Source organism: Sulfuriferula thiophila (assembly GCF_003864975.1).
GTDB lineage: Bacteria > Pseudomonadota > Gammaproteobacteria > Burkholderiales > Sulfuriferulaceae > Sulfuriferula > Sulfuriferula thiophila.
The window spans coordinates 290,625-307,105 of record NZ_BHGL01000007.1; the positions used below are offsets into that span (position 1 = coordinate 290,625).

Consider the following 16,481-nt stretch of genomic DNA (forward strand, 5'->3'; position numbering starts at 1 on the left):
AGTCAACAATATTATTCGATAAAGTTTATCACGCCCATAAAAAAACCGAGGGGTAAACCCTCGGTTTTTAGCTACGAGCCAGCTTGTGACCGGCTATCGCTTAAATTACATTTTCCAGCCGTAAGCCACACCAATGATATCCTGGTGCATGCGAATTGTAGTTGGTGAAGTAGGAACGGCTGCATTTGGACCAGTGATAGAATTCTCAAAGCCGTGCGTATAGGCCACTGTCAACTCACCACCAGTTGAAGTCAAGTAAGTAGTACCCATGGTCAAGTGATCCTTGATTACACCTGGAGCAACGATATTACTGAAAGCATCAGTAGCGTTAATCGGGTTATCGCCATGATTCCAACCAGCACGCATAGTCCAATTTTTGTTATATTTGTACTGAGCACCCAGTTTCCACACATCTATATCGTGCCAACCAAATCCACGCTGAGCAGTTGGAGTACCAATAGAAGCAACATTACCATAATTGATGCGCATGTAATCTAACGCCACAGTCAAATCAGGCATCATTTTATATGCCACACCTACGCTATAGTTCTCAGCTAAGTCCAGCGCGCCATTACCTGGAGCAAGCAGATTATCTTTATATTTGTCAAATTTTTGCATGGTTACTTTACTAGAGTATGATGCGCCAACTGTCAAATCAGATGTAAGTTTACCCATGTAGCCAATACGCACGCCATAACCGAAAGCATCGTCATAACCTGGATTAATACTATTGCCTGTACCATTACCATTTGCATTATCACTCAACATACCATCCGCTTTAAAACGCTGATATGCAATTAACGGTGAAATACCAATCGAGTGATTCGGTGCGATTTTAAATGCTGCGGTTGGCGCAATTGCTAACTGAATTAAATCAACGCCCAGACGACCTGTATTACCATAAAAGTTAATGTTATTCGATCCTGGCTTATAGTCAGTATTCATGCCGCCGTTACCATATACTGTCACACCCAATGATAAGTCTTTATTCATCATTTTGTTATAACCAAACTCTGGAACAACGAAGTAATTTTTATCGCTTTGTATTGTTGTTGAGCTACCATTACCAGCACCAAAATCCATACTTGTCGCTTCACGACGTGGGCTGAAAATTGAAGCACCGAAATCAATACGATCTCCAACGAACACCATAGATGCAGGGTTGTTAGCACCACCAAAAGCATCTTCAGACATGGCCGTAGCCGCACCACCCATACCGGCAGCTACCATACCGTAGCCGTCAGCGAACATACCGTTAGTTGCCATAGCAGCGCCTGGTAAAGCAATACCGGCAACAGCCATCACTGTCATTAATTTCTTCAATTTCATTGTGTTATCTCCGTGTGAAATGTTTTATGAATCGAACTACTACAAAAATAACTTTGTCATTATTTTGTGAACCAATAGTACATTATTACTGTCTGCGTGAACAAGCATTAACTTAACAACGCATACTTTTGTTACATTTTTACAACACCAGCAAAGAAAATGGCTGATTTATTAACATAGAAACATGTATATAAATCAGCCAGATTGTTCAAACTCTATTGCCTTATCAGATCAAACCAGCACCTATATCTTCACCAGCCATTTGGCGTTTGACGTTTTCAACGTCCTTACGTGCCAACGCAAACGGGAAAGAGAAAATGTCGGTTGGGCTGGAATCACCATAAGGACGGTTGCATGCTGACACTTCTTCGTCATCCTTGCCTGGGCAGCCTGATGTCTGGAACGGCTTGCCGGAATTCACCAACTCAGCCAGTTCATCTTCGGCCAGTCCGAAATCAATCACCTTGCCTTCAGCATCAAACATCATGTTGCTGATATGACCGCCTGCGTAGTCGATGATGAAGCGTGCTAATTGCACGCGGCGCCATTGTCCACGGTCACAAGCGGGCCAGTCTTCCATCATGGAACCTTGCTCCGGGAAGAATGCAAACATGTGGTTATGACCGCCCATGTCTTTGATCTTCTGGCAGACTTCGAGGATTTCTTGTTCAGTTTCACCCATACCGCAGATCAGATGCGCACCGAATTTCTCTGGTCCGAATATTTCTGCCGCCCACTCCAGCGCTTGCCAGTATTTTTCAAAACGGTGCGGGCTATCAACAGTCTTGCCACGGGTACGTTCAAAGATCGCCGGTGTAACCGCATCCAGTGCGATAGTAAAGATATCTGCGCCCATCTGTTTCAATCGTGCCAGATCTTCTTTTTCCATGGTGGTTGGATTTGAAAGAATAGACACTGGTATGTGCGGCAGTTCTTTCATCCACTTATCCAGCAATACAAAGGTATCGGAATCAGAATTAGGGTGAGTGATCATGGAGATGCACATGCGCTGGAACTGACCTTTGTCATTGCCCAGCTTGACGCGCTCAATCACGTCATCATAGCGAGCGGTCGGCCATTCTACGCGAATAAAGTTACGATCAGCATAATCACGCGTTTCTTCACGGTGACGCGCCAAACCACAATAGGTGCAGTTTGCACGACAACCTTCAGGATAGGTAACCAGCAAGTTCAAGCAATTGGTGCAGGCTGTACGATGCATATTGCCTGGTACCAGCCCTAAAGTAATCGCCGCAGCAGTACTCATCTGCACATATTCTGGCGAACGCATTTCCGGGGTTTTGACGTGATAGTCGGGACGGTAAAACTGAACCACTTGGGGTTGATCTAAGACTGCGCTCATGCGTATCTCCTTAAAAAAATGGGTTATGCTAAAAAATAATCGGGGAAGGCTATCCAGCTTTTGCGGTGCAAACTGTCCGTTTGCGCAGCCTCAGTCTTCCAGTATTGATCCAGCCATTTGCGGCGAGTAACCGCACGGCTTACAGCCACTTCAAATTGGTCGCGCACGTCTTCTTCAAAATCAGCCAACGCGTCTTCGTCTTTATCCACTAACATCGCTACAGCAGCCTGTCCGGCGCGTTCACCGGATATTACTGCCGCAGCAATACCGGCACCGGTAATAGGGTGTGTCAAACCCGCCGCATCGCCGGTAAACATTATATTACCAACTACCAAATTCTCACGTAATCCACCTACCGGTATTGCACCACCTGTTCGGTAAGTTATTTCTTCGCCTACCAGGCCTTGCTCTACCAGTTGTTTATGCAGCGCATCCAGTGGTTTTTTCATGTCCGCTGCAAAACGTTTATCCAGACCTAGCCCCAGGTTAGCCCATTTACCTTTCGGGAACAGCCAGGCGTAACCACCGGGGTAATCCGCAGATAGCCAGATATCTGTATCTACATATTCACGCTTGAGCGGCACAGTATATTGCCGGGTAGTAACCACTTCCATTTCCGGTAGGCCAAGGGACTCTGCAACCAGTGAATGCGGGCCATCTGCTGCAACCAGCAATTTATACTCTACAGTGACTTCACCCTTCGATGTCGAAATTCTTGCACTGGATTTCTCCGCGTCAAGGCTTACTAAACGGCTATTCAACCAGAGCTCAGCACCATGTGCACGTGCTTTATTAGCAATCGCCTGATCAAATGCCGCACGATTGATCATCAGACCGGGAAATTCTGTCTCAGCAACGGCACCTGATGGCAAAAAGCTCTTCATGCCCTTAATATGCTGGTATAACACGCCATCCGCTTTGGCGTATTTACCCATAGGCAATGGAATAAATTCTGCGCATTGCACAGGGATACCGATTTCATGCCGGCGATCTACACCGATAACTGACAAACCCCGCTCAGCAGCGGCTGAGGCGGCAGCTGCGCCAGCCGGCCCTAATCCTATTATTAAAACATCCGCTTTATGCATCATGCTGCTGCCTCGGCGACATCGAGCGCTTCTCTGATCACGGCGATAATATCTTCAGGCGTAAGCGTCAACATATCGACCGTTCGTTGTTTAAAAAAATCAGTCACAATTATGCTTAATTTATCTTCGTGGCTATCTCGCAAAGCAGCTTCTAAATCTATTAGCGTTCGTCTCGGGCTGATAAACACATCACCACTAAACCATACCTGCTTGATGCGGTGCATAGTCCGATCATATGCAACATTTACCCTTAACATACCGGCTGCAAATTTGCGTGCAGCTGTCACCACTGGCCTATCATCTGCCGGCCGTTCTATCATATTCACCCAGTCGGGATGATTGATCTCTTGCAACGCCTCGGTATATAACTGCGTTTCTTCGGGAGTTAACTCTCCCGACGCAAACTGCACATTGAATTCCGCAGCCAGCGCTGTACTTATCGCCAGGAGAACATCTGCACGCAATGGCGTATAGCCCAGCAAATCGGCCAGATTGGTTACGCGCTCACGTGCTGAAGCAATCGCCTTATCTGATAATTTTTCTGCCGGTATATTCAGCACCCGCAGCATTTTTTCCACATCGAATTCAATCAGCAATGTCCCCTGATACATCAGGGCATCACCATCAAACGCGCCACCCGTACCAGATATCTTACGTCCTTCTACTTCGATATCATTCCTGGGTCTGAATTGTGCGGCGACACCCAACGAAGAAATCCCTCTGGCAACCGCTTCACAAATGCGCTTAGATATTGCCGTCATGTCGGCAGTACCCAGATCGCGCTTATGCAAATACAATTCCCAGCCCAGTTGTGTGGTGTCAAAGTAAATTGCACCACCACCGGTTATGCGCCGCTGAATTGTGACTGCATGGGTATTACAGTATTCAACATTAAGCTCTTGTTCAGCGCTTTGATGGAAACCAAGCAATGCACAAGGCTCAAATCCTAGAAAACGTAATGTATTCGGAGATTTATCCTGCTGCCGCAATTCCAGCAATGCACGATTAAGTGCGATATTTTCTGCCGCCGGCCGTGTACCTGTATCGAGCACACGCCACGTGTTTACTGGCAGTTCCATTTAACCGCAGCAACCACCAACCGTCTCCGGTTGCCCTGCCGTAACTACCTTAATTCCAGAGAGGCTACTGCTGCTTGCAAAACTCGGACGCTTTGTGCGCTCGTGTTCAATCACCTTCTGGATGTCAACTTGCAATCCAGACTCGTCAGTTTCAATTGCCATTACTTCATCGCCAATTGCGATGGAACAACATGCAGGCGTTACACGAACATCACGTTCCAGGCGCACAGCCAATTCGACCATACCATCCGAAGGATGAGCCAAGCCGTTCAAACCAGCCATAACAGCATAGCTGTCGATCTCAAGCTTTACCCGACCCGGTGGTCTTGCGCAACCCAGCAATAATGGCACATCCGGCAGCGCGGCGCGCGCATCCATGAAGAAACGACCGACTTCCTTACTATCAGGTGTAACGAATGGACGATTTTCAGGGGCATAGAATGGCATTACCACTACCAGCACGACCGCTTGCGGTTTATGGCGCTGAATAATTTCAAGCGCATTCCACTCACCCAGCATATGGCCATAGTGCAACCCAAGCACAATGTGCGGCACTACTTTCAATTTTGTCGATACGAGATACTCTAATGTTCTTTCAAAATCATCAACGGTTCTGCGCAAATGATAGACTTGCGTAATTGTATCTTGCGAACCGATTACGTCCATCATTGCCGCATCAATACCGCAATCTTCCATACGGCGCGCGATATCCATATCGACAAGCGCTGTATGCATTGCAATTTTAAACTCAGGAAATGTATCCTTGATTTTACGAATGGTTGCGTAGTAGTCGTCGTATTCAACTTCGTTGCGGTGATTAGAACCTCCCGTCAACAGCATGCCCTGTGCACCACCGTTAATCTGGTCATTAACCACACGCCACAAATCTTCAGGTGTACGCGCAGCAATCATGGGCTCCAGAATTTTTGCCTTACAGTGATCACACTGCAGCTTGCAGTCACCACCTGTAATCGAAACAGCAGGCCATGCACTCTTACCACAACCAGTAATTTCGGAGCTTGCAAAGGCTTTAAATGTTGGCGTATAAAAATTCACTCGACCAACACGCTCTCCTTGCAACCCAGCAAATTTACTCTGCATCTCATTAACCAAGGCAGCATCCAACTCAATGCCATCCAATGGTTCAACACGCCCAACGACTTCTAGCCAATCACTCATGCTTTTTACCCGAAACCCTATTAGAAACAAGGTTTTGTAGTTTTAGAAAGCAACAGGGGCGATAAATCGCCCCTGTTGCATCACTTCAATCTAACTACTTAGCAACCACCAAAGCCGTCAGCATTCATTTTTGTTTCGAACGCGCCAGCAACTGCACCGCCAGTAATTAAGGAACCAGACTCACCATCCCAGTTTGTTGGCTTCATTTTAACCAACCAGCCGCTACCATAGGAATCTGCGTTGATGGTGCCAGGCTTGCCAGCAACATCAGGATTGATTGCAAGAATTTCACCAGTTACAGGAGCTTTAACCGGACCAACCCACTTACCAGACTCTACTGTACATACAGATTTATTCTGCTCGATTTCTTTACCCACTTTTTTAGGGGTATAAGAAACGATTTCGCCAGCCAATGAGCAAGCATAAGCAGTCATACCAATGGTAAGAGTACCATCAGCTTCACGGCGTGCCCACACGTTGTTGTCGACGTTGTAATATAGATCGTCAGGAAGGTTGCAACCACGTACTGTTGCCATATTCATTTCTCCTCAGAATGTTTTCACTAAATAAATATGCTTGCAACAACTTAGCTGCTGCAAACGGAATCCGCACAAATGCGAAATAAATAATGCAATAAATCAGAAAAACATTGATTTATCGCATGCCAAAATCAAATCAGCCATCTTGCTAGCGTTAGCAATTTCATCAACTTCATCAATAATGTCTGATTCAGTTAACTTGTAACCAGGCATTGCAGGCTTGCACAAGTATAATTTTACACCAGCTGCTTTAGCATCACGAATAAATTCTATTATCGTTTTGCCACCTTCCATAGCTGCGAAATTATCTGCAATCCCTTTTTGCGCTAACTTAACGGCTTCCATGGTAAAAAATATACTTACATCTGCTTCCATTGAAGCCAGTATTGCACCAATATAAAACGGAGTCGCGCACCTATGTGGCGTCGACGGACCACTCGTCATGACGATGATAACCGACTTCTCTTCATTATCTAAATAATGATGGTCTGCCATTATCGCGCACCCCTTTCACAATGTATATCTTCTCTGCGCGTACGCTCACAGTAACCAGCTTGCGCAACATCGCCTGTAAGCATACTTGCTAGTGCATCATCAATACTGCCAGACGGTCGTACGCGAGCAATCCAAGCTTCATAGGGTTCGATATTGAGTAAATTCGGGTCATCTAATACATCATGATTGGCTTCTTCAATCACGCAGTCGAAAACGTTTGGAACTGGACCAGCCCATTTCCCACTTTCGATGGTAGCTACTGGCTTGCCAACAGGGCGGAGTGTACCCGGTCTACGTACCCGCACATGTAAAATTTTACCTGCTACTGTTTGGGATATATCAGTCATACCAACTGTAAGCGTACCGTCTTCCTCACGGCGCGCCCAAATCTGGTATTGATCATCATAGTAGAGTTCCGGTCGGAACTCGCAGCCGTTGCATTCCATAATTTTAATAGATTATTTAGTCGGCTTTAAAGTGGGCACTGAGTCAGTGCCCACCCCCTACAGGCTTAGATTAAACTACGCCTTTTTCATGCAAAAAGTCTAATGAGTCGCTGACGTTTTCATGAACACCCAGCTTACGAGCTGACAAGCCCATTGCTAAGCCAAGCAGTTGTGTGAAATACAGTATTTTCACATTGGTTTTAATACCAAACTCAGTCTCGGCCCGCACCTGGTGCATTTCCAAACCAGAATGGCATGTTGGACACTCAGTTGCAATCACTTCTGCACCAGCATCTTCAGCAGCCTGAATGATATTCAGAACCAATTGGGTTGATGTATCAGCATCAGACAAAGTATGTGCACCACCACAGCAAGCTGTTTTCAATGGGAAATCAACATTGACTGCGCCGGCTGCGCCAAGCAAATCATCCATAAAATGCGGCTTATAGCTAGACTCGCTACCTGGCCCTTGATCTTTTTCGGGAAAAATCTGGCGTGGACGTGTGTACATGCAACCATAGTAGTTTGCAATTTTGATACCGTTCAAGCTCTTTGATATCTTTTGCTTAATACCATCAGCACCTAAATCTTCCATCAGCCATTCGAGCAAGTGCACTGTACGTACATCACCCTTGTAAACAGGATCATCCGATTTTTTGGCCAAACCTTGCAACGTATCCAAAGAATCTTTAGAGGTTGCAAGTTCATATTCAGCTTTTTTCAGGTTGTGGTAACAGCCATTGCATGGTGCCATAACGGTGTCATAACCCATTTGCTCGCTTGCAATTGCCATGACACGTGCTGACATATAGGTCTGCAGCATAGGGTGAATGTTTTTAACTTCCATTGCACCGCAGCAGTTCCAGTCATGCACTGTTTCCATTTCCATGCCAAGACTCTTAACCAAAGCACGGGTTGAGCGATCATAAGGACCGCCTGAACCTTCCAGTGCGCATCCTGGATAATAGGCTACTTTAGCCATGTGATAACTCCTTCTGCTCTTTCACGTATTGACTCAGAACTTCACCTGTACGACCCCATGACTTAGTCTTAGGCTTGAATACCATAGACCAGCCCATATGCAACGAATGCATAATAGGAGTGCGTGTCAGGAACTTGAACACATTACCCTTACGCAATTCGGTCCACTTGTTCATACGCGCAACAAAAATACCCAACCAGCCATTTAATGCCATTTCCTTAATATCTTGGTTGGTATTTTTGTAGAAGTTGGTCATCACTTCAGAATCTTCGATGCGACCACGCTCCAAACATTGACGAGCAAATTCTTCATCAAATATTGTTGATTTGGACTTCTCACCATAGCCTTCAGCTTCGATCCAGTGTGCAAGCGCCTTCATAACTCCCTCAGGGCGCACATCTTTTGGACATATATTTGTACACTTATTGCACGAAACACACTGCCAGATAATATCCTTATCTTTCAGAATTTCATCTTTCAAACCCAGACGGGTCAGATAGATCCAGTAGCGTGGATTAAAATCCGTATTTTGTGCGTACATGGTGCACGAGTTGGTGCACGAACCACATTGCCAGCAACGATGAACGTTTTCAGCACCTTCGAAAGTTTTGATGTGGGTTTCAAATCCATCATCATATTCTTTCAATGTGCGCGGCAGTATCATGGTATTCCAGTGACCCGACACGTCAACGCCATCAACAACCAAGGTATCGCTAGTAATGAGCCGATCCGGGTCAATCAGTGTTTTTTCATGAATTGCCATTGAAGCTTCTCCTAAAATCCTTCAAAACCAAGCAAGTAATTTACTTGCCGTCACAATAAGCCAGAACGCCGTCAAACCTCAACTTCGCGTCTTACTCTAGACAAACCTTCTTTAGCTGGGGCATCTATCCCAAGAAATTTCTTGATATGATCAGCTGGTCCACTTGCACGGCCAAAATCTGCGCTTAACATGCCTTCCGCCATTGAGCGAAAGTACTCTGCATATGCCTGAGCCTCTACCAGATCTACCCAAAAATGGACGTCTTTATAGAGCCCTTGCTCAGCCAGTTGTGCAGCAAGCCAAGTACGTGCACCTTCAAACATTTCCGGGCTATTACCCAATGGAACATCAGGTAAATGATCGTTCCCTCGAATGAACTCCCTAAGTGCACCGCTTACTGTATTTTGATCCCAGACCCAGCGTGTCATCAAAGGATATTTAATTGGGTCATTAAAGTGCAATATTTCCGCACCGAAATCAAATGCAGCTCTGCGATTTTTGGCAGCTAATTTTCTCGCCGCTTTATCAGCCTCTTCGTCTATTCCGATTACTTCGGAGAAACTATTTAACCGATCAAGTAAGTTCGCCTTACCATAGAGCAATTCTCGTATCGCTGCCGTTGTTGCCTCTATTCCCATTTTGCTAAATGCAGGGTATACCCTACGCCTTGCTGAGAATACAGTTTCAAGCAGAACTTCAACGTTCTCCATAGTTAGCTGATCAATTACTTCTTGATTTAGCAAACTTGAAAATAGCTTATGCTTAGCTTCTAAACTAGCCAAGAAAGCTTCAATTCCAGCATCCTCTTCAGCAATATGCTTTAAAGCCGAAAATCTTTGCTGAAATTGTCGCTCATCTAGCGGTAGAGAAAGCTCAGCCGGAATAATTAAATCCGCCTCACTTTCTGCTACTGCGCTATTAGGCTGCTTTTTGAACCAAAGCATTCATATCACCCACAGCACGCATAGCCATGGCCAAGCCATGTGAAATGCTGGTATCAATATCTTCAGGGCCCAGTGCTGCACCACCTACATAGATACCACGTCTTGTGCTGCTGAAGGTGCTAGTGTACTGCTCACCCTTATCGACGAAACCATGCTTTTCCAAGCCAATTCCAAAGATTTTGGAAAGTTCTGGATTTTCTTCACTAGGATCCATACCAATGGCATGAACTACGATATCCATAGGGATAACGATAGGACGCTTAACTAATGTATCTTCGCCCTTTACCAGCAAACGGCCATCTGCAGATTTTGTAACTTCTGCAATACGCGCTTTAACGAACTTGGTCTTGAACTCTTCTTGTGACTTCCAATAGAATTTATCTTCGTACAATCCGAAAGTGCGAATGTCCATGTAATAAATGAACACTTCAGTTGTAGGCGAGATTTCCTTGATTTCCATCGCGAGATTAGTTGAAACGGTACAGCAAATCTTTGAGCACCATTCACGACCGATTTGACGATCACGTGAACCCACACACAACAGAATAGCAACACGCTCAGGCACGCGACCATTTGAAGGGCATGCAATCTTGCCACTCGAAACCATCTGTTCCATTTGAGTCGTTGTTAAAACGTCTTCATGAGTACCAAAACCCCATTCAGGCTTATTGATAGAGTCAAAGTGGGTAAAACCAGTTCCCAGAATAATGCTTGCAACATTAGCTGTTTGTCCGTTTGACAAAGTCACTGTGAAATTACCTGCCTCACCTTCAACCTTAACTACTTTAGTTGATTTGTGAATAGTCACGTTGGCATTATCTTCCACCCGCTTAACCATACGGCCAATGGCATCTTTAGCCCATTCACCGGACGGAACTAATTTGGCATAGCCAGATAAGATTGGCGCTCCACCAAGAACAGCTTCTTTTTCGACTAAAATTACTTTTTTGCCGATGGATGCCACACCTGCCGCAGCAGACAAACCAGTCGGGCCTGCGCCCACTACTAAAACGGTATCAGACATTTTATTGACGGCCTCCTAATGCCAGCTCAGGGTTATATAAATACTCGATGTTTCCTGCTTCTACTTCTTTCAAATAGGCTTCAAATGTCTTCTTGGCTTCAGTCCAGGAAATACCCATTTTTTCAACCAATTCTTCGCATGGTGATGCATGCCATTGCAACTGAACAATCTTGAATGGATCTGCTCCACATGCCAATGCAGCAAACTGCACATCAGCCATGATAGGCACAGAAAAATCGTTGTCGTGCGCTTTACCAATCCACTGGTTTTTATCCATGGTGGTAATACAACCAGTATCAATACCCAGCATCACATCAGCATTTGCCTCTTCACGCACTACACGGATTTTGCGATCCATAGTGAATGAGCGGGTGAACTCACGCTCAGAGATAATATGACGGAAGCCGAATCCACAGCAGTCATACCATGTTGAATAGTCAATTACCTGAGCACCCAGCGCCAAGGCCATTGAACTACCTACGGCAGTGCGATTACCACCCAGAATTTCCGGGTCGTAGATTGCATCTTCATGAACCATCTTGTAGTAGTGACAAGCAGCGTGCATAGTGACACGTATATTGGACACATCTACAGTTTGCAATTCAGACGCAATGCGATTACGCACAACGTGAACCCATTCGGAGTAATGAATAATCTCTTCAGGAATAACTAATTTACCATCAACCAGACGACCCAGCTTGCCCAGAATCTTGGTTACACGCTCACGCAACTCTGCAGATTCAACGAGGTATTTACGAATTTCTTTATAGTTACCGAAAGACGTTCCACAATGAACCAACGGGAAGAAGTGACCCGCTTCAAATCCATGCTGCTTACCGGAGATATACGCTTGATGGAAATTGCGCATAAATACAGCAGCCAGCGATTCAACGTTACCAATACCGGAGCCGTGGTAATTCCATGCGGTGCATGATGTTTGATCTGTTTCATCAAGGTAATCCTTGCCTGGAACATAACCAAAGTTATTCATGAACCACAAAATCGAGGTTGGATAACCTGGAATATTACCGCACTGACCGCAAGATTTGTGATGCCACAACTGTGTGGTAGGAATTTTCTTATTCCAGCCAAATAAAGTTTGTACATCCACAGGTTTATGATCATCGGTAATACGATGAACAATAATCTGCCCATCTTTTTCCAATTCCCACATGTGATCACGGATGTCATCCATCCGCTCACCCAAATCTACTGTGCGTTTGTCGACGTGCTTGCGCACCCATTCAGTTGCCTTAGCAGCTTCTGCACCAGACAAGTTGGTTTGCTGAAAGAACGAACCGTGTCCAGCAATCCCTTCATTTTCACTTCCATTCGCAATATTGCTCATGATGGATCTCCTGATAAATTAATTACAGAATCGATGTAAACGATCAGTCGTCTTCTTGCTCTTCCAACCACTCTTCATACTCTTCGCGCTTTTCGTCGATAAAATCTTCGATAACGTCAAACAGGTTTTCATCCATGGCTTCTAATGAAGACAATACACCGGTCATTTCCCAGATAGTGTACATCTCAACTGAAGTTTTTAATGATACTTCCCACGCAGTATCAGTAGTTTGCAAGGTGCGAACAGGAATTGCCTTACGCAATGTCTTAAGATCGCCTTCAACCTTCTGAATATTAGGACCCCAGTCCGGAAAGTGATCCGGCTGAATCATATCTGGTGACAACTGGTTACCAGTTGTAATCAACTTCAACATAACGCGACCAAACGGGCGCAACACATCCTTAGCTGATTGCATACCATGCTTGATTGATACCTCACGCATGATCATCACCAATCCACCAGGTGAGTTTTTAAACGGACAGCGCGCTGCGCAAGTCATACATTGGGCACAAGCCCAAATTTTTTCTTGCATTGCGTCGTAAATTTGCTCTACGTTCTCTGTCCATAACAACTGAACAATTTCACGTGGGCTGTAGTCATAAAACTGTGCCGATGGGCACGTCGCAGTACAAATACCACAATTTAAACACCCGTTTAATTCATGATCGTAGCGAAAGTCACTACGAATATCATCATAAATCTCGCGCATTTCAGCGTAAGTTGCCATTATGCACCTCTCGATTAATCATGCCGTAACATTAAAGACTGGAATCTACGTCAGCGCAGTCCAGACGTTCAAAATAACAAGACGAAAATAATACCACTTCTTAATAGAAATGGCTAAATATTAGATACTAGGCTGCTACAGCAGCTAGTTATTTGACAGCTCAGTTGATTTACCAAACCGCTTTGGCAACAAGTCGGGAATTTTGTCCCCGACCTCACTACCTTTAATTCTACTTACTTAATTACAGATATAAGCAAATATCTGAATCACCTGCAAACGAGAAGAACGAAGCTGCACCTACATAATCAATGCCATCTATAAAGTCACTATGCTCAAATCCGAACAACTCTACCGTCATTTGGCAGGCCAGGAATTTAACATCCGCTTCTTGACACATCATACGCAAATCTGCAATTGTAGCCACACCGTTGTTAGCAATGGTTTGCTTCATCAGCACCGTTGCCAATGATTCATAACCCGGCACTATAGCCTGAATTGCATTTGGGACATTCCAGTTAATTCCACGAAACCATTTTGGGCCAAACGGCATTTTCATTGGCATCCCTGGGTTGCCCAGCGGGCTAACCTTTAACACGGACAAATCTTTGCGAACCAACTGCAAACCGTAGAACGTAAAAAATATCTCCACCGAATAGTCTAAAGCAGCTGCTGTAGACGCAAGAATAAATGGAGGATACGCCCAGTCTAGCGTTCCCTTAGTTGCGATGATTGCAAGTTTCTTTTGATCCATGCCTTACCCCTCTTTTTATGCTGATCGTTAAATATCAAACTTCATCTAACGATCAAATAAATTTATTATTTCTTCTTCATGAAGAAAGTAAATTCACCACCCGCTTGAGCGGAGGACAACAATTCATTACCGGTTTGCTTAGCAAATGCTTCGAAATCCTTGATTGCACCTGGGTCAGTTGCAACGATCTTCAGCACTTGACCAGTCGTCATATCAGCCAGGCTTTTTTTGCAGCGCAAAATTGGCAACGGGCAGTTTAAACCTTTAGCATCTAATTCTTTATCGAAATTCATTCCCATCTCCTTCAGTTTAAAAAATATAAATCTTACTTAATACTCGACTACCAATGAATCAAATAGAGGAAAGCGGCTTTCCGGAACGAATCCATCCCATAATGCCGCCTTGCAAATTATAAACTTCACTTATTCCTTTTGATGCAACAAATGCACAAGCCTGCGCTGAGCGACCTCCAGATTGACAGTAAAATACAACCGGCTGGTCTTGAGGCAAGTCTTGCGCCTTCAACGGCAACAGGTGCAAGGGGATATGCACCGCACCCTCAATACCGCCTCGAGAAACTTCAGCATCAGTACGCACATCAATTAACATGCAACCTGAGTTTGCTTTTATATCTTCCAAACCCTGCACATCAACTTCTTTAAAACCGTACATAAGTGCCTCAAATTTATTAAAGTTTACTAATATACCAAAATGATCAAACGATGCAAATAGTTTTCTTTAATATTTATGTGTGCTGAGCGCCATGATACAAATTTACTACGTGGCGAGCCTCGGCGAAAAACAACCATCGCTCTGCCACCACACCCAGTATTGCCACGACCGTTACCAAATAAAGACCGTCCTGCGATGCCTGTGCAGTCAACAGTAGAACCGCTGGAATGACAAAGGCAGCGATAAAAACAAACATCTTCAATATCAGTGAGAATTTACGCGCAATTGAGAATCCGAATTCTTGCGTCAGGAACGTGCCATGCGTATGACCGGTATCTAGCAAGCGCACTGTCCCTCTCGTAAATCCGGTTGCAGTTTTGATTGTTGAAGTTGCGCCAGGATTCGCTATCCAGAAATAATATATCGCCTTTAAAGCTGCCGCCGCTACCAGCCACACTATTGCTAGCGTTACATACCCATCAAGCGCAACACCACCACTGCTTGCAACAGCCAAGAGCAGCAACGCCCCTAGAAAATGACCCAACGCCAGATAATTCGCAGGGACTAACGGCGAATTCCACTGACGTATAGTCTTCAGACAGGCGTAAATCATTCCCGTACTGAATATAGTTATCCATGCAATCACTGCAGCAACAATACCCATTAACACTTTTAACCAATTATAATCATCCCAGCTTAGCCAGGTTAACCCTAAATAGGCTATTGCAAATGGGAAAAACGCTATTGCAAACACCCCTTCCCTAGACAACCAGGACGTGCGATAACGCGTCACGGCGCGCCAAGCATTTTTTGGATTTGCCAAATGGAATACAGATGATGACAAGCCAGCTGAAATCAAAAACAATGCGACTACGCCTGCCGTCATTTTTTGATCCGTTGACAGACCACCACCCATACCCAGCAAGTCAGCTAGCACCAATAGCGCGAACAGACCAAAGCCCGCCCCTGAACTTACCGTGAAGAATATGACCGAAAATGCGGGATGCATTCTTTTACTCCCTAATAATTAAATTCACTTCAAAAGTGCTGACAGACTAGCGCTTGACGATTTTATTTGCGATACCCTTAAGCCTGTCCTTAAATCCAATCTTACCCATATTATCAGTGGATATAGGCGTCGCCTTACGGACTGGAAGGTAATGGTTAGTTGGGTTATACCCCAACTCCGGCATCAATTGATAACCGCCGCGCTCACGGATAACCACACTCACTGCTGAATTGGCATCATCCATATCGCCAAACATGCGGGCATGCGCAGGGCAGGTTAAGACACAGGCAGGCTGACGCTCCTCTACCGGCATCACCGTGTCATAGATACGATCGATACACAGCGTACATTTCTTCATGGTGCCGGATTCACGATCTAATTCTCGCGCACCGTACGGACAAGCCCAGGAGCAGTAATTACAACCCATGCACTTAGTCTGATCAACCAGAACAATTCCGTCTTCTGCACGCTTGTATGATGCGCCAGTAGGACAGACAGTGACGCAATCTGCATCTTCACAATGCATACAGGACATTGGAAAATTAATCGTTTTATTATTCGGATAATCACCTACTTCATAGCTGCGTATCCGGTTAAACCAGACACCGGATGGTTCAGCACCATACGGCTGATAATCAGTCAACGGTGCAGTTGTACCCGATGCATTCCACTCTTTACAGGCAATGGCGCAAGCATGGCAACCCACACACACATCCAAATCGATCACTAAACCTAATCTCATT

General features: G+C 45.1%; 19 protein-coding genes. All 19 read right to left on the minus strand.

The window, feature by feature from the left end; all coding sequences use genetic code 11:
* Positions 1 to 105: 105 nt before the first annotated feature.
* The 19 genes from EJE49_RS06150 to EJE49_RS06240 all read right to left on the minus strand — a co-directional run bounded on the left by EJE49_RS06150 (position 106) and on the right by EJE49_RS06240 (position 16,480).
* Positions 106 to 1,329 carry an OmpP1/FadL family transporter gene (locus EJE49_RS06150; protein WP_124949526.1) on the minus strand — a complete coding sequence of 408 codons (1,224 nt, stop codon included), beginning with the start codon at positions 1,327 to 1,329 and terminating at the stop codon, positions 106 to 108.
* A gap of 226 nt (positions 1,330 to 1,555) precedes the next feature.
* Positions 1,556 to 2,692: a radical SAM protein gene (locus tag EJE49_RS06155; RefSeq protein ID WP_124949527.1), complete on the minus strand. Its 1,137-nt coding sequence runs from the start codon at positions 2,690 to 2,692 to the stop codon at positions 1,556 to 1,558.
* Between the two features lie 23 nt (positions 2,693 to 2,715).
* The gene (locus tag EJE49_RS06160; protein ID WP_124949528.1) at positions 2,716 to 3,783 is read right to left on the minus strand and encodes a geranylgeranyl reductase family protein; all 1,068 of its coding nucleotides are present in this window, start codon (positions 3,781 to 3,783) and stop codon (positions 2,716 to 2,718) included.
* On the minus strand, positions 3,780 to 4,859 hold the full coding sequence (locus EJE49_RS06165; protein ID WP_124949529.1) for a lipoate--protein ligase family protein: 1,080 nt from the start codon (positions 4,857 to 4,859) through the stop codon (positions 3,780 to 3,782). Before EJE49_RS06165 ends, EJE49_RS06160 begins: the two co-directional genes overlap by 4 nt.
* Complete coding sequence (locus tag EJE49_RS06170; RefSeq protein WP_223246770.1) at positions 4,860 to 5,999, minus strand: radical SAM protein; 1,140 nt, start codon at positions 5,997 to 5,999, stop codon at positions 4,860 to 4,862. It abuts the gene before it with no gap.
* 137 nt (positions 6,000 to 6,136) lie between these two features.
* Positions 6,137 to 6,574, minus strand: a complete 438-nt coding sequence (locus EJE49_RS06175) for a glycine cleavage system protein H (RefSeq protein WP_124949530.1) — start codon at positions 6,572 to 6,574, stop codon at positions 6,137 to 6,139.
* 102 nt (positions 6,575 to 6,676) lie between these two features.
* Complete coding sequence (locus EJE49_RS06180) at positions 6,677 to 7,072, minus strand: DsrE family protein (RefSeq protein WP_124949531.1); 396 nt, start codon at positions 7,070 to 7,072, stop codon at positions 6,677 to 6,679.
* The gene (locus tag EJE49_RS06185; RefSeq protein WP_124949532.1) at positions 7,072 to 7,518 is read right to left on the minus strand and encodes a biotin/lipoyl attachment domain-containing protein; all 447 of its coding nucleotides are present in this window, start codon (positions 7,516 to 7,518) and stop codon (positions 7,072 to 7,074) included. The genes EJE49_RS06180 and EJE49_RS06185 overlap by 1 nt, the downstream gene beginning before the upstream one ends.
* Before the next feature lie 70 nt (positions 7,519 to 7,588).
* Complete coding sequence (locus tag EJE49_RS06190; protein ID WP_124949533.1) at positions 7,589 to 8,500, minus strand: CoB--CoM heterodisulfide reductase iron-sulfur subunit B family protein; 912 nt, start codon at positions 8,498 to 8,500, stop codon at positions 7,589 to 7,591.
* Positions 8,493 to 9,263, minus strand: coding sequence for a 4Fe-4S dicluster domain-containing protein (locus EJE49_RS14490; protein ID WP_124949534.1), 771 nt, complete (start codon positions 9,261 to 9,263; stop codon positions 8,493 to 8,495). Before EJE49_RS14490 ends, EJE49_RS06190 begins: the two co-directional genes overlap by 8 nt.
* Positions 9,264 to 9,334: 71 nt before the next feature.
* A complete protein-coding gene (locus EJE49_RS06200; RefSeq protein ID WP_124949535.1) occupies positions 9,335 to 10,207 on the minus strand; it encodes a hypothetical protein in 873 nt (290 codons plus the stop codon).
* Complete coding sequence (locus tag EJE49_RS06205) at positions 10,182 to 11,231, minus strand: CoB--CoM heterodisulfide reductase iron-sulfur subunit A family protein (protein ID WP_124949536.1); 1,050 nt, start codon at positions 11,229 to 11,231, stop codon at positions 10,182 to 10,184. The genes EJE49_RS06200 and EJE49_RS06205 overlap by 26 nt, the downstream gene beginning before the upstream one ends.
* A gap of 1 nt (position 11,232) precedes the next feature.
* Entirely contained in the window at positions 11,233 to 12,579 is a 1,347-nt protein-coding gene (locus tag EJE49_RS06210; RefSeq protein WP_124949537.1) for a heterodisulfide reductase-related iron-sulfur binding cluster, read from the minus strand.
* Between the two features lie 43 nt (positions 12,580 to 12,622).
* Positions 12,623 to 13,306 carry a 4Fe-4S dicluster domain-containing protein gene (locus EJE49_RS06215; RefSeq protein WP_223246771.1) on the minus strand — a complete coding sequence of 228 codons (684 nt, stop codon included), beginning with the start codon at positions 13,304 to 13,306 and terminating at the stop codon, positions 12,623 to 12,625.
* Positions 13,307 to 13,547: 241 nt separating this feature from the next.
* Positions 13,548 to 14,057: a sulfur carrier protein DsrE2 gene (gene dsrE2 / locus EJE49_RS06220; RefSeq protein WP_124949538.1), complete on the minus strand. Its 510-nt coding sequence runs from the start codon at positions 14,055 to 14,057 to the stop codon at positions 13,548 to 13,550.
* Between the two features lie 65 nt (positions 14,058 to 14,122).
* Entirely contained in the window at positions 14,123 to 14,350 is a 228-nt protein-coding gene (locus EJE49_RS06225) for a sulfurtransferase TusA family protein (RefSeq protein WP_124949539.1), read from the minus strand.
* Between the two features lie 58 nt (positions 14,351 to 14,408).
* Positions 14,409 to 14,729 carry a rhodanese-like domain-containing protein gene (locus EJE49_RS06230; protein ID WP_124949540.1) on the minus strand — a complete coding sequence of 107 codons (321 nt, stop codon included), beginning with the start codon at positions 14,727 to 14,729 and terminating at the stop codon, positions 14,409 to 14,411.
* A 73-nt stretch (positions 14,730 to 14,802) separates the two neighbouring features.
* The gene (locus EJE49_RS06235) at positions 14,803 to 15,738 is read right to left on the minus strand and encodes a dimethyl sulfoxide reductase anchor subunit family protein (protein ID WP_124949541.1); all 936 of its coding nucleotides are present in this window, start codon (positions 15,736 to 15,738) and stop codon (positions 14,803 to 14,805) included.
* A 46-nt stretch (positions 15,739 to 15,784) separates the two neighbouring features.
* Positions 15,785 to 16,480, minus strand: coding sequence for a 4Fe-4S dicluster domain-containing protein (locus tag EJE49_RS06240; protein ID WP_124949542.1), 696 nt, complete (start codon positions 16,478 to 16,480; stop codon positions 15,785 to 15,787).
* Between the last annotated feature and the right edge of the window lies 1 nt (position 16,481).

Coding starts and splice junctions, on each gene's coding strand:
- EJE49_RS06155 (WP_124949527.1), bottom strand. CDS start 2,692: ATGAGCGCAGTCTTAGATCAACCCCAAGTGGTTCAGTTTTACCGTCCC.
- EJE49_RS06200 (WP_124949535.1), bottom strand. CDS start 10,207: ATGCTTTGGTTCAAAAAGCAGCCTAATAGCGCAGTAGCAGAAAGTGAG.
- EJE49_RS06215 (WP_223246771.1), bottom strand. CDS start 13,306: ATGGCAACTTACGCTGAAATGCGCGAGATTTATGATGATATTCGTAGT.
- EJE49_RS06150 (WP_124949526.1), bottom strand. CDS start 1,329: ATGAAATTGAAGAAATTAATGACAGTGATGGCTGTTGCCGGTATTGCT.
- EJE49_RS14490 (WP_124949534.1), bottom strand. CDS start 9,263: ATGGCAATTCATGAAAAAACACTGATTGACCCGGATCGGCTCATTACT.
- EJE49_RS06160 (WP_124949528.1), bottom strand. CDS start 3,783: ATGATGCATAAAGCGGATGTTTTAATAATAGGATTAGGGCCGGCTGGC.
- EJE49_RS06230 (WP_124949540.1), bottom strand. CDS start 14,729: ATGTACGGTTTTAAAGAAGTTGATGTGCAGGGTTTGGAAGATATAAAA.
- EJE49_RS06180 (WP_124949531.1), bottom strand. CDS start 7,072: ATGGCAGACCATCATTATTTAGATAATGAAGAGAAGTCGGTTATCATC.
- dsrE2 (WP_124949538.1), bottom strand. CDS start 14,057: ATGGATCAAAAGAAACTTGCAATCATCGCAACTAAGGGAACGCTAGAC.
- EJE49_RS06175 (WP_124949530.1), bottom strand. CDS start 6,574: ATGGCAACAGTACGTGGTTGCAACCTTCCTGACGATCTATATTACAAC.
- EJE49_RS06210 (WP_124949537.1), bottom strand. CDS start 12,579: ATGAGCAATATTGCGAATGGAAGTGAAAATGAAGGGATTGCTGGACAC.
- EJE49_RS06240 (WP_124949542.1), bottom strand. CDS start 16,480: ATGAGATTAGGTTTAGTGATCGATTTGGATGTGTGTGTGGGTTGCCAT.
- EJE49_RS06205 (WP_124949536.1), bottom strand. CDS start 11,231: ATGTCTGATACCGTTTTAGTAGTGGGCGCAGGCCCGACTGGTTTGTCT.
- EJE49_RS06235 (WP_124949541.1), bottom strand. CDS start 15,738: ATGCATCCCGCATTTTCGGTCATATTCTTCACGGTAAGTTCAGGGGCG.
- EJE49_RS06190 (WP_124949533.1), bottom strand. CDS start 8,500: ATGGCTAAAGTAGCCTATTATCCAGGATGCGCACTGGAAGGTTCAGGC.
- EJE49_RS06185 (WP_124949532.1), bottom strand. CDS start 7,518: ATGGAATGCAACGGCTGCGAGTTCCGACCGGAACTCTACTATGATGAT.
- EJE49_RS06165 (WP_124949529.1), bottom strand. CDS start 4,859: ATGGAACTGCCAGTAAACACGTGGCGTGTGCTCGATACAGGTACACGG.
- EJE49_RS06225 (WP_124949539.1), bottom strand. CDS start 14,350: ATGAATTTCGATAAAGAATTAGATGCTAAAGGTTTAAACTGCCCGTTG.